The following is an 11,950-nucleotide window of genomic DNA, read 5'->3' on the forward strand; positions in this document are numbered from 1 at the left end:
AGGAGAAAGCCATGAACGAAAGGTATTCGAGACAGCTGCTGTTTCCGGGAATCGGCAGAGAAGGACAACGACAAATAAATAAAAGCCATGCCTTTATTCTCGGAGTCGGTGCTCTCGGCAGTGCAATAGCGGAAACACTTGTCAGAGCGGGTATTGGCAGGCTGACGATTGTGGACCGCGATTATGTGGAATGGAGCAACCTTCACCGCCAGCAGTTATATGGCGAACGCGAGGCAGAAGAAAGTATACCCAAAGCCATCGCCGCCAAAAGCAGGCTGTCACAGATAAACTCTGAAACAGATATTGACGCACTGGTAATGGATGCCGTGGCAGAAGATATTGATCCATATATTTCACAAGCAGATGTAATTCTCGATGGGACAGATAACTTTGATATTCGTTTTATACTCAACGATTTTTCGCAAAAATATGAAATTCCATGGATATTCGGAGCATGTGCAGGAAGCTACGGAATGTCCTATACGATTATGCCGCCGGAAACACCTTGTCTCTCCTGCATTATGCCGGCTATTCCAGCGGAAAGTATGACGTGCGAAACGTCCGGTGTGATTGCACCGGCCATCCAGGCAACGGCGGCCCACCAAACTACGGAAGCTTTGAAAATACTGACAGGAAATACGCAGAGTCTTCGAAAAAAACTTGTACTATTTGATATGTGGCAGAACCAGCAGCAGGCACTTGATGTACAGGGAATCAAAAAAGATGGCTGTCCTTCCTGCGGAAGCTCTGCTGATTTTCCTTATCTGACCTCGGCAAATGAAGCGAAGCTCGAAGTACTGTGCGGCAGAGAAACTGTGCAAATCAGGCCGGCATCGAAAAAATCCTATGATTTTACTTCACTCGAGCAGAAGCTTAAGGAGTACGGAGCTGTCAAAAAAAATTCGTATCTCCTTTCCTGCACAACAGAGGAATACAGGCTGGCTGTATTTAAGGACGGCCGCGTCCTCGTGCATGGCACGAAAGAAATTGAGAAAGCAAAATCAGTATATGAGCGATTTTTTGCATAAGGAGGCATTCCTACAGTGGTAGAAAAACGTGATCCAATTCCGGTAGCACAAGCAGTAGAAGCAGTAATAAAACAGGCTGCACCAGGTGCTGCCACTCAGATAAACATTAAAGATGCACCAGGACAGTTTCTTGCGGAGGATATCATTGCAGATCATGATGTGCCTGGCTTTGACAGGTCCCCTTATGACGGATTTGCCATCAGGGCAGAAGACAGCGCCGGCGCTGCCAATGAGAACCCATTAACATTTTCCGTTATTGGTGAGATAGGAGCAGGATCTGTTTTTGAAAAGCCGGTCGGCAGCATGGAAGCGGTCCGTATCATGACGGGGGCAAAAATCCCGGAGGACTGTGATGCGGTAGTGATGCTCGAGCTTGTACAAGAAAAGCACGACCACGGACAGCCGCTTTTCGAATTGAAAAGGTCATTTCAGTCGGGAGATAACATTTCCAAACAGGGCGAGGACACGACAAAAGGCAGCGTACTCGTCGAGAAGGGCTCAAAGATCAACCCCGGAGTAAGCGCGCTGCTTGCAACCTTTGGCTATGATCGTGTAAAGGTTACTAAAAAGCCGGTCGTTGGAGTTATAGCGACCGGCAGTGAGCTGCTTGAAGCAGGCGAAGCTCTGCAGCCAGGTAAAATCCGCAACAGCAATGCCTATATGGTGATGGCACAAATTGAGCGGGCTGGCGCAGAAGGGCGTTATTTTGGAAAATTCAATGATGAACTTGAATCATGCTTTGCAATCACGAAAGAAGCACTCCGAGATGTAGATATTTTAATTACAACCGGGGGCGTTTCTGTCGGAGACTATGATTATATTCCGGCCATACTTGACAAACTCAAAGCAGAAGTCTACTGTAATAAAATTGCGATGCGTCCCGGAAGCGTCACAACGATCGCAAAGGCGGACGGAAAAATGATTTACGGGCTTTCTGGGAATCCTTCTGCCTGTTACGTAGGCTTTGAATTATTTGCCCGCCCGTTTATCCGAAGAGTGCTCGGGCAGACACGGCCGCACCTGCGCAAAGCTAAAGCCCTGCTGGGCGCTGATTTTAAAAAGGCTAATCCGTTTACGCGCTTTGTTCGTTCTAAGGTAGAGTATGAGGGAGACAAGCTGGTCGCATATCCATCCGGTCTTGATAAATCAGGGGTCGTAACCTCGCTGGCATCAGCCGATATCCTGACGGTTCTGCCAGGCGGGACCCGTGGGTATAAAAAAGGGATGATGGTCGATGTACTTTTACTAGAAGACAATCAAGGAAGTGAGTGGCCCTGGAACGACATTGTCCCATCTTACAGATAGTAGGCTATCAAAACAGCGGTAAAACCACTGCAGTGGAAGCATTGATTAAAAGCCTTTCCGGCCAGGGCTTTCGGGTGGCGGCCATTAAGCACCACGGCCACGGCGGCCGGCCGGACCCCGGAATGAGAGGAAAAGACAGTGAACGGCATGAAGGAGCAGGGGCCATTGCTGCAGGGGTGCACGGAGAAGACCGTCTTCAGCTCAGCCTGCCCGGCAACTGGGCGTTATCGAGTATAATAACCTTTTACGAGGCTCTTTCACCAGATTTCATTGTGGTGGAAGGCTACAAAAAGGAGAAATATCCGAAGGTGCTGGTACTTGGCAGCGCAGCTGACAAAGATCTTCTCAAAAGTGCGGTAAATGTGAAGGCTGTGATCGTCTCTGACAGAGAGCTGTTGAATATTCATTCAGACAGTCCAGTGTTTATGTTATCAGATAAAACCATTTATGTTAGATATTTACAAAAAGTAATGACAGAGGAGAACAAAAAATGATTGACGAAATGTTTGAAGTGATCGGGCAGCCGATTTCCGTGGAAAAAGTAATGAATAAAGTAAGAAGGCGGGATTGCGGAGCTATTACAACATTTATAGGTACGGTCAGGGAATGGACAGGCGAAAAGCGGACCATGCGCCTTGAATATCAGGCTTACGCTCCCATGGCGGTTAAAAAAATGGCCGAGATCGCGGAAGAAGTAGAAGAAAAATGGCCGGGGGCCGAAACCGCCATCACCCACCGCACCGGTACCCTCGAGATTTCTGATATCGCCGTTGTAATCGCGGTCTCCTGCCCGCACCGAAAAGAAGCATATGAGGCAAATGCATACGTCATGGAACGAATGAAGGAAATGGTCCCAATTTGGAAAAAGGAATATTGGGAGGACGGCACGGAATGGGTTGGGGATCAGCTCGAGACGAAGCCGTATCCAGAGGGGAAACCGGAAAGGAGAACATAACGTAATGATAAAGATATTATTTTTCGCCAGTCTGCAGGAGAAGGTCGGCAGGGAGGCATTAGAAGCAGATAAAGCCGGTCTTTCTATTGCCGAATTGAAGTCATGGCTCGAAGAAGAATTCAAGCTTGCTTCACTTGCCAACACAATGACTGCCGTAAATGAATCATATACGGAAGAGGATGTCTTATTGAAGGACGGCGATACCGTCGCACTTATCCCGCCGGTCAGTGGAGGATAATACTATGCGGCGAATCGCCGTACAGAAAACAGCATCAAAAAGGATAAAGCTACAATAACAAGCACCCACGCCCAGGCGATTTCCATTCTTCCTCCTTCAAAGGCAGTGTATACCGCAATTGGAATCGTCTGAGTTATACCGGGCAGATTCCCCGCAAACATGAAGGTGGCTCCAAACTCCCCGAGTGCCCTCGCAAAGCTTAAAATTACCCCGGACACAACCGATCTTATACAGAGTGGCAGCGATACAAAAAAGAACAACTTCCATTCTCCCGCACCGTCTAAGCGGGCGGCATGCTCAATATCGACCTCCACCTGCTGAAGGCCTGTTTTCACCGATTGATACATAAAAGGAAACGCCACTACAAAAGCAGCGATAACCGCAGCAGTCCAGGTGAACATCACCAAGCTTTGAAAAAGAAAGTTAATGACGCGGCCCAAAAAACCGTTTGTGCCAAAAGCGATAATTAGTAAAAAGCCGATAACAGTCGGCGGGAGTACCGTTGGAAGCAGAAGTATTGTTTCAATAAATATTTTCCCCTTAAAACTGCGCCGCGCCATAACGCGGGCAATTATTACTCCAAAGATGGTCACAAATATTAGTGCCGCTGCAGCTGTCTGGAGGGAGAGGAGGACAGGATTCCAAAAAGAGACAGGCATTTACTTCTCCTCCTCTGCATATCGAAATCCATACGATTCTATATCTTCGGCATGTTCCTCTGACAGGAGAAATTCATAAACATCGACAACACTGCGGGTCTGTTCTGATCCTTTGACAATTCCGGCAGGGTAGACAATCGGGTTATGAAGTGATTGGTCGATTTCTTCTACCACACGTACCTTTTCAGAAGTTAATGCATCCGTTAAATAAACGAAGCCCGCATTGGCATTTTCACTTTCTACGTAAGTGAGGGCCTGGCGGACATTTTTTGAAGGGATGAGTTTGTCTTCCAGGCTGTACCAGAGACCAGAATTTTCTAATGTTTCTTTGGCATAAGCACCCGCCGGCACGCTGTCTGGTGTCCCGAGTGCAATCTTGCTGATTTTGGTTTCTCTCAAGTCCCTTATTTCAGAGATCGAATCCTTTGTGTTAACAGGTTCTATTAAAACTAATTGGTTGGAAAGCCAATTCTGATAATAGTCGTCCGCCATTTTATTTTCGCTGACAAGCTCCTGAAAGATAAAAGGAGAAGCAGAAATAAATAAATCAACCGGAGCTCCCTGACTGATCTGCTGTTTCAGTGAACCGGAGGAGCCGAAGTTGAAGACAATATCAATATGGGGATGTTTTTCTTCAAATTCTGCTGCTGTCTCTTCTAAGACATCCTGAAGACTGCTTGCCGCTGATATGTAAACTTCCTGATTCTCAGATGTGGAAGGACCTGATTCCTCTGCTGCGCCGCACCCTGACATTGTAAAAATGGCAGCAGCAGAGATCAGGAGTAAGCGAAATGACATTGATTTACGTGCTCCTTTAGTTTCCTACTGCTCGTTATGAAGCAGCTGCTGCATGGCTGCATTTCTTTTTTCCTGTTCATCCTGATCGGCAAGGTCGTACTTTTTCAGGAGATGAAACAGCTCATTGAGTGTTTCCTGTGTTTGGTTCTCATGAAGCGCAGCCTCCGCGTCATTGTATATAGCCTCTGGAAGGGAGGCTTTCTGGCTTTCTAGTTTTTCCTGTACATTATTGACAGAATGATCGATATTGCATTCACCCATAACTTATCGCTCCTTTTCTTCTATAATTCTTTCAGGATGAGAATACACATTAAAGGATGAGCCGCGGACGAAACCAACAGCCGTAATGTTCAGGTCTTCTGCAAGTTCGATGGCGAGATCAGTCGGGGCAGATTTGGACAGCACAATGCCGACTCCTATTTTTGCGGCCTTTGTCAGGACCTCTGAGGAAATTCTGCCGCTGAAGACGAGAATTTTACTGCGGATGGCGATGTCATTAAGCAGACAATATCCATACAGCTTATCAAGTGCATTATGACGCCCGATATCAGTCCGGACAGCGATGATTTCCCCGGCAGAGCAGAGTGCGGCATTGTGAACACCGCCTGTTCCTTTGAAAAGCACACTTTCTGCCTGCATGCTCTTCATCAGTTCTACGCACTGCGAGGGGGTCAAGTGAATGTCAGCCATTGACGTTTTGGCGGTCTTCACATCATGCTGAAAATAAAACTGCCTGCTTTTCCCGCAGCAGGATCCGATAAAGCGTTTAGAATAGGCCAGCGGACTGGTGTCTATCTGCTTTGTCAGCTCAACATAGGCAAAACCGCGGGATTCATCTATTTCCAATGATTTAATATCCCTTTTAAAAAGAATCACACCCTCTGATGCAAGAAAGCCGACGACCATTTCTTCGAGCTGGGCAGGAGTACAAACCATTGTAGCAAACTCTTCCCCATTTACGTAAATAGTAAGCGGAAATTCTTTTACAATTTCATCTTCCGCTTCCTGAAGACGGCCGTCGGAGAACCTGACAATCGCCCGTCTGCCGCTCATCGAATGTATCATGTTAATCACCCATCTCTGAAAATACTCTCTCCCACTAAACTTAATCATAATATTTAAAGTCAAACAAGTTATTTGCACAATTAGGGAGCGCGCTGCGATGCACACGATCTGCTAGCGTCACCGTTCGCCTGCAGTGTAAGCCTTTTCAGCATGGTAGATAACCGGGCAAAATCGGGAATTATGTCGGATTTTTATTGAAAAATCAAATAAAACGTTATAAGATGAATGTGTTCATCAGTTGGTAACATTTAAGATACGGGATAGCGACCCTGTTTCCGGTCTTACCTGTCACCCTCAATGAAAGCGATTTCTTATGGTCAGAAAGCAGCGGCCCTGCTCGATACTATAACGTCGTTATTTCCTGCTGCAAAGGGAATTCTCTCTTTGTGCGGGAAGACGGCGTTTTTGTTTTGACATAAAGGGTAAGTTTGTAAACTAAAGCGAAATTTGGCAAAGGAGTGAACAAATTGGAGAAAAAATTAAAGAACAGATGGCTGATTGCTCTTGCAGCAGTGGGAATACATATTTCCATCGGTTCCGTATATGCATGGAGCGTATTTACGAATCCACTCCAGGAGGAATACGGTTGGAGTTTAAGCTCGGTATCATTTACCTTTAGTTTAGCTATTTTATTCTTAGGACTATCCGCAGCTTTTATGGGTCATTTTGTTGAAAAATACGGACCGCGTATTTCCGGACTTGTGTCTGCTTCTTTTTTCGGTGCCGGGATTTTAGGATCCGGTCTTGCCGTTACGGTAGAATCTATCTGGCTGCTTTATTTTACCTACGGCGTGCTAGGCGGAATCGGGCTCGGTATTGGTTATATCACCCCGGTATCGTCGCTTGTCAAGTGGTTTCCGGATCGACGTGGCTTAGCTACCGGACTGGCGATCATGGGTTTTGGTTTTTCGGCGACGATTTACAGTCCAGTTAAAGGTGCGCTGATTGAATCTGTCGGCATTGCAAGCACATTTCTCATTCTTGGCGGAATCTTTCTTGTCATTATGATCCCTTCTGCACTCTATTTAGAAAAACCTCCGGAAGGGTTCATGAAAGAGAAAATGGCCAAGTCAGAAAAGAAAAATATTGATTTGTCTCAGCTTACAGCCAACCAGGCTGTAAAAACGCGAAGGTTCTGGTATTTGTGGATCATGCTGTTTATCAACGTTACATGTGGAATCGCTATTCTCGCGGTAGCTTCTCCGATGGCACAGGAGATTACCGGCATGACTGCGGCAGCAGCGGCTACTATGGTTGGTATTATGGGATTCTTTAACGGAGTCGGACGGCTCGCCTGGGCTTCCGTCTCGGATTATATTGGACGAGCGAATGTTTATACTGCCTTTTTCATTATTCAGACAGGTGCCTATTTTGTTCTGCCGACCATTACACAGGCAATCTTATTTCAGATTTTGCTTTGTTTGATACTTTCCTGCTACGGAGGAGGCTTTGCTTCAATACCTGCTTACATTGGGGATTTATTCGGCACGAAACAGCTTGGCGCCATCCACGGGTATATTTTGACAGCCTGGGCGGCGGCAGGACTTGCCGGGCCGAATATCGCATCAACGGTGCGGGAAGCGACGCAGAGCTACACCGCGACACTCTATATTTTTGGTGTAATGATTGTGATCGCTCTTGCTGTATCTCTTTTAATTCGTAAGGATATCAATCAGTTGAAAAAAGAAAATGAACAAAGACTTGCCGGTTGACATATCGAAGAACCAATCTTAATGTTTATAACTAACAGCTGTCATGATCAAATGGGAAAAGGTTGAAGGATGATGGATAAATACGAAGCAGAATTTAGTAATCTTGTCCGTGCTTTCAGAAAAAAGCACATGGGAAAAGGCCCGAGCCGCATCAACACGACCTTTTGCAAGAATTGGGCTATCTGCGAAATGGAAGGCAATTTGTCTCCGGTGGAGAAATTCATTGCCAGTGAAAAAGACGGGCGTCAAATGCTCAGGGAAGCCCGCACTCAAATGGTGAAAGAAATGTACCGCAGGCACAGGCCATTTGAAATGGAAGAATTGCTGCAATGTAACTTTGTAGAAGTCTTTGTTGATATTGAAATTGAACGGGATTTCGGAATGTCTGTATTTGTGTTCGATCAAAATATCGAAAAAAAGTTTAAACCATAGGTTAGGCACTTGGCAGCGTTCCTGTTAAAGACTCAACCACCGTGTTTTTCTCCTCCCACTTGGAGAAAATGCGGTGGTTTTTTTCGAATAAGGGGTCCATATAAGCCAGAGTAATTAAATAGAAAAATGAAAAAAGGAGCAAAAATAGATGGGGAAAACCAAACATACAGGACCAATCAAACTTGACAAAAAACCGGCTCCGGAGCTTTGGGCCGGCAAAACTCCAATGGGGCTCGGCAAAGTAAAGCCCAAGCATATCCGCGATACGATGAAAGTGGCCTGGGACAATAAAGACAACGCCGCTTATGCTTACCGGATTCTTACGCAGGGTGTATGCGACGGCTGCGCACTAGGCGTCTCCGGGTTATATGACCAGACACTGACCGGACCGCATCTTTGCACAACCCGCCTCAACGTCCTTCGTTTAAATACGATGAAGGCAATGGATCCGAAATGGTTGGAAGATGTAGAGTCACTCAAAAAGATGAACAGCACCGAACTCCGAAAGCTCGGCCGCATTCCTTACCCGCTTTCCCGGAAAAAAGGGGAAAACAAATTTACTAGAATTTCCTGGGACGAAGCGCTTGAGCGGATTACCACCAAAATCAAATCGATAGATCCAAAGCAGCTTGCTTTTTATTTAACAGCTCGGGGCATCACGAATGAAGTGTATTATACCGGAGCGAAAATGGCCAGGTTTCTTGGCACCAACAACATCGATAACGCCTCCCGAATTTGTCATTCCCCGAGTAAAACGGCGTTGAAGCGTTCGCTTGGTATCGGGGCATCCAGCTGCAATTACAAAGACTGGATAGGGTCTGATATATTAGTGTTTTGGGGAAGTGTTGCTGCCAACAATCAGCCGGTCTCCACAAAATATATGTACGCGGCAAAAAAAGCCGGCACAAAGATTATTATGATTAACCCATACCGCGAGCCGTCCATGGAAAAGTACTGGATCCCATCAATTGCCGAGAGTGCCATTTTCGGAACAGAAATTGTCGATGATGTGTACCAGGTAAATATTGGCGGTGATATCGCCTTTATGAATGGCATCATGAAGCATTGGATTGAAATGGAAGAGGAGGAGCCGGGTTCAGCTGTAGATCATACGTTTGTGGAAAAGCATACGAATGGATTCAGTGAGCTGAAAGTGCATCTACAGGCGCAGGACTGGAAGGCGTTAGAAACATCCTCCGGGCTGTCAAAGCAACGGATGAGGGAATTTGCAGGGCTACTCGCCCGATCAACGTCGGGAATTTTCATCTGGAGTATGGGCCTGACCCAGCATCGATTTGCGACCGACAATATTTCTCAGGTTGCTAACCTCGCCATGCTGCGCGGATTTCTCGGCCGCGAGAACTGCGGGGTAATGCCGATCCGCGGGCACAGCGGTGTACAGGGGTCCGGAGAAATGGGAGCCGATCCATTTGTGCTGCCGGGAGGCGACTTTACCGAAGAAAACCGTCAGCGCCTGGAGAAGCTTTGGAGATTTAACATACCAGACTGGCAGGGTGATACGATCGGCCAGTCGCTGGAAAACAGTCTGCTTCCAGAGGACCACGAACGAAAGCTAAAGCTGTTTTATACGAGTGGAGGTAATTTCCTGGAAACCATGCCAAATCCTGATTTCATACAGCAGGTTCTCGAAAATGTGGACATTCGAGTGCATCAGGATATTATTTTCAATACTTCTACGCTTGCTGAAGCGAAGGAGGAAGTAATAATACTTCCGGCGATGACACGCTATGAGCAGCCTGGCGGCGGCACGTCCACCAGCACGGAAAGAATGGTTTATTTTAGCCCGGAAATCAAAGGGCCGCGCATCGAAGAAGCAAGATCTGAATGGGAAATCTATGTGGATCTTGCAAAACGGGTCAAACCAGAGCAGAAAGAGCTTATTGACTTTCAGGACGCCGCAGAGATTCGATCAGAAATTGCAGAAGCAAATCCTAATTATGACGGCATCCAGTTTTTAAAAAACAAGGGCGATGTATTTCAATGGGGCGGGGCCTGGCTCTGCGAGGACGGTGTATGCCCGACAGCAGACGGGAAAGGCCGTATGATCAGCATTGACATTCCAGAAAACAGACGCACCGAAGGGCAGTTTTATGTGACTTCGCGGCGGGGCAAGCAGTTTAATTCTATGATTTATAGCAAAAAGGACCCATTTAATGCTGCAGACCGTTATGCTGTTATCATGAATCCGCGTGATGCAGAAAAACTGAATATCAATGAAGGTGATGCCGTTGTCACTTATAACCAATTTGGCACCTATCAGGGAACAGCTCTATTTGAAGATATCAGCTCTACGAATATTGCAGTTTACTGGCCGGAAGGCAATGTCCTGCTTCCGAAGGGAGTATACGAGGAGCATGCGCAGATACCTGAATATAATACAGCAGTTATGGTAGAAAAAGCGGAAACCTTTCATGCACAAAAAGACAATCGTTATGTGGAAAAGCGTGTCGAAGAACTTGAAATGACACCGGAATGAGGAAGAGACCGGGGAATTTTGGAATAAGAAAACAGATTTTAAGCGTAGTCAAAATGCGAATGCTCCAGGTCGACTAAAACCGAAAAGTACTGATGTGGAAAGAAAGACTGTTCATTTAAAGGGGGAGGTTGTTTAAAGAAGGTTGTTCAACTGGATTTTGCAATAAATAATATGCATTTGTCCCAGCCACCTTTTGTCATATTCATTGAATCAATTTCATAAATGCTATTTTGAATATAAAATACGAACATTCGATTGTAGCGTAAGGCGACGACTCCAGGTCGATTAAAATCGGCCACGTCCTGTGGCCAACATCGACACTAGCACGTCGTGTGCGTCGAGGGATAAGCTTGAGCTGAAGACTACGAAGGCAGCTTGCTGACGAGAAGACTGAGGCCAAGCCCTCGGAAAGCGTTCGCCTGAAGTGAATCGAATGATATATAGAAAATATATATTTTTGTTCGTATTTTCTGTTTCGATATGGACTTATGAAATTCATTCTCATTACATTAATACAATATTGTGATAATTAAAAATAATCATTGTAATATTAAGCAATAATATGTAAAATGATGGCAGAAGGGACAGAGAAAATACTTAAAAAAGGAGACCATGTAATGTTGATGAAAGTTTGGAAATATTTCTTCATTGCAAGCTTCGTATTTCTATTTTCATTCAGCGGAACACAGTCGGTCAGTGCAGAACATGGAGATGAGGATCGCGACTGCGGAGATTTCGAAAGCGGCGAAGAGGTCATGGACTTTTGGGAAGAGCATGACTACAGTGCTGATAATGATCCAAGCGGTCTTGACAGAGACGGAGACGACATGCCTTGCGAGGATTTAACAGCAGGGATGGAATCTTCAGTTGATAGTAATATGGACGAGGGTAGTGATTCAGAATCCTCCAGTGAAGATGAAGCAGAAGAAAGCAGCTCTGATTCCTCAGAAGAAAGCAGCTCCGATGAAGAAGGAGATGAAATGGCTGATACTGCAACGAATTATCCAGCCATGATGCTGCTCGGCTTAATTGCAGCTGCCGGCGGCGGTATGTGGATGCTGAGAAGGAAGTCTGCGTAAATACTAAAGTATTCTCTGTCCCCGCAAGAGTGGAAAAAAATGAATTAGTGACAGTTTTTACTCACCATGAACGTATGGTGAGTATTTTCTATAGAATAAAATAATTTGAACACTATTTTATTCTAAAGGAAAATAGCGGAAGATATGTTTGGGACTGGGGGATAACGGGAAAAAACAACCAA

At 45.9% G+C, this 11,950-nt stretch carries 13 protein-coding genes; 9 read left to right on the plus strand and 4 right to left on the minus strand.

Translation table 11 applies throughout. The annotated features are described in order from the left end of the window. Positions 1-11 precede the first annotated feature (11 nt). Genes ACE4RR_RS06435 through moaD form a run of 5 tightly spaced genes read left to right on the plus strand, consistent with a single transcriptional unit; the run spans position 12 to position 3,526 of the window. Positions 12-1,028: a ThiF family adenylyltransferase gene (locus tag ACE4RR_RS06435; RefSeq protein WP_375534584.1), complete on the plus strand. Its 1,017-nt coding sequence runs from the start codon at positions 12-14 to the stop codon at positions 1,026-1,028. A gap of 15 nt (positions 1,029-1,043) precedes the next feature. Further along, a complete protein-coding gene (locus ACE4RR_RS06440) occupies positions 1,044-2,333 on the plus strand; it encodes a molybdopterin molybdotransferase MoeA (protein WP_375534585.1) in 1,290 nt (429 codons plus the stop codon). Then, the gene (gene mobB, locus ACE4RR_RS06445) at positions 2,297-2,827 is read left to right on the plus strand and encodes a molybdopterin-guanine dinucleotide biosynthesis protein B (RefSeq protein ID WP_375534586.1); all 531 of its coding nucleotides are present in this window, start codon (positions 2,297-2,299) and stop codon (positions 2,825-2,827) included. Before ACE4RR_RS06440 ends, mobB begins: the two co-directional genes overlap by 37 nt. After that, on the plus strand, positions 2,824-3,288 hold the full coding sequence (locus tag ACE4RR_RS06450) for a molybdenum cofactor biosynthesis protein MoaE (RefSeq protein ID WP_375534587.1): 465 nt from the start codon (positions 2,824-2,826) through the stop codon (positions 3,286-3,288). The genes mobB and ACE4RR_RS06450 overlap by 4 nt, the downstream gene beginning before the upstream one ends. A gap of 4 nt (positions 3,289-3,292) precedes the next feature. Continuing rightward, a complete protein-coding gene (moaD, locus tag ACE4RR_RS06455) occupies positions 3,293-3,526 on the plus strand; it encodes a molybdopterin converting factor subunit 1 (RefSeq protein WP_375534588.1) in 234 nt (77 codons plus the stop codon). Between the two features lie 2 nt (positions 3,527-3,528). On the opposite strand, the gene modB is transcribed toward moaD, so the two are convergent. Genes modB through fdhD form a run of 4 tightly spaced genes read right to left on the minus strand, consistent with a single transcriptional unit; the run spans position 3,529 to position 6,048 of the window. Next, complete coding sequence (modB, locus tag ACE4RR_RS06460; protein ID WP_375534589.1) at positions 3,529-4,185, minus strand: molybdate ABC transporter permease subunit; 657 nt, start codon at positions 4,183-4,185, stop codon at positions 3,529-3,531. Then, positions 4,186-4,983, minus strand: a complete 798-nt coding sequence (gene modA, locus ACE4RR_RS06465; RefSeq protein ID WP_375534590.1) for a molybdate ABC transporter substrate-binding protein — start codon at positions 4,981-4,983, stop codon at positions 4,186-4,188. Between the two features lie 24 nt (positions 4,984-5,007). Next, positions 5,008-5,244 (minus strand): hypothetical protein, encoded by a 237-nt coding sequence (locus ACE4RR_RS06470; protein WP_375534591.1) that lies wholly within the window; start codon positions 5,242-5,244, stop codon positions 5,008-5,010. A gap of 3 nt (positions 5,245-5,247) precedes the next feature. Continuing rightward, positions 5,248-6,048, minus strand: coding sequence for a formate dehydrogenase accessory sulfurtransferase FdhD (gene fdhD / locus ACE4RR_RS06475; protein WP_375534592.1), 801 nt, complete (start codon positions 6,046-6,048; stop codon positions 5,248-5,250). A gap of 458 nt (positions 6,049-6,506) precedes the next feature. Between fdhD and ACE4RR_RS06480 the strand changes: the two genes are divergently transcribed. The 4 genes from ACE4RR_RS06480 to ACE4RR_RS06495 all read left to right on the plus strand — a co-directional run bounded on the left by ACE4RR_RS06480 (position 6,507) and on the right by ACE4RR_RS06495 (position 11,768). Beyond that, positions 6,507-7,760, plus strand: coding sequence for an L-lactate MFS transporter (locus tag ACE4RR_RS06480; RefSeq protein WP_375534593.1), 1,254 nt, complete (start codon positions 6,507-6,509; stop codon positions 7,758-7,760). Between the two features lie 72 nt (positions 7,761-7,832). After that, the gene (locus ACE4RR_RS06485) at positions 7,833-8,192 is read left to right on the plus strand and encodes a Na-translocating system protein MpsC family protein (RefSeq protein WP_375534594.1); all 360 of its coding nucleotides are present in this window, start codon (positions 7,833-7,835) and stop codon (positions 8,190-8,192) included. A 148-nt stretch (positions 8,193-8,340) separates the two neighbouring features. Continuing rightward, complete coding sequence (locus ACE4RR_RS06490; protein ID WP_375534595.1) at positions 8,341-10,689, plus strand: FdhF/YdeP family oxidoreductase; 2,349 nt, start codon at positions 8,341-8,343, stop codon at positions 10,687-10,689. A gap of 617 nt (positions 10,690-11,306) precedes the next feature. After that, a complete protein-coding gene (locus ACE4RR_RS06495) occupies positions 11,307-11,768 on the plus strand; it encodes a cell surface protein (protein WP_375534596.1) in 462 nt (153 codons plus the stop codon). Positions 11,769-11,950: the final 182 nt, after the last annotated feature.

This window comes from Alteribacillus sp. HJP-4, from assembly GCF_042139015.1.
In the GTDB taxonomy this organism is placed as follows: domain Bacteria; phylum Bacillota; class Bacilli; order Bacillales; family Marinococcaceae; genus JBHIKY01.

Coding starts and splice junctions, on each gene's coding strand:
- ACE4RR_RS06435 (WP_375534584.1), top strand. CDS start 12: ATGAACGAAAGGTATTCGAGACAGCTGCTGTTTCCGGGAATCGGCAGA.
- ACE4RR_RS06450 (WP_375534587.1), top strand. CDS start 2,824: ATGATTGACGAAATGTTTGAAGTGATCGGGCAGCCGATTTCCGTGGAA.
- moaD (WP_375534588.1), top strand. CDS start 3,293: ATGATAAAGATATTATTTTTCGCCAGTCTGCAGGAGAAGGTCGGCAGG.
- modB (WP_375534589.1), bottom strand. CDS start 4,185: ATGCCTGTCTCTTTTTGGAATCCTGTCCTCCTCTCCCTCCAGACAGCT.
- modA (WP_375534590.1), bottom strand. CDS start 4,983: ATGTCATTTCGCTTACTCCTGATCTCTGCTGCTGCCATTTTTACAATG.
- ACE4RR_RS06470 (WP_375534591.1), bottom strand. CDS start 5,244: ATGGGTGAATGCAATATCGATCATTCTGTCAATAATGTACAGGAAAAA.
- fdhD (WP_375534592.1), bottom strand. CDS start 6,048: ATGATACATTCGATGAGCGGCAGACGGGCGATTGTCAGGTTCTCCGAC.
- ACE4RR_RS06485 (WP_375534594.1), top strand. CDS start 7,833: ATGGATAAATACGAAGCAGAATTTAGTAATCTTGTCCGTGCTTTCAGA.
- ACE4RR_RS06490 (WP_375534595.1), top strand. CDS start 8,341: ATGGGGAAAACCAAACATACAGGACCAATCAAACTTGACAAAAAACCG.
- ACE4RR_RS06495 (WP_375534596.1), top strand. CDS start 11,307: ATGTTGATGAAAGTTTGGAAATATTTCTTCATTGCAAGCTTCGTATTT.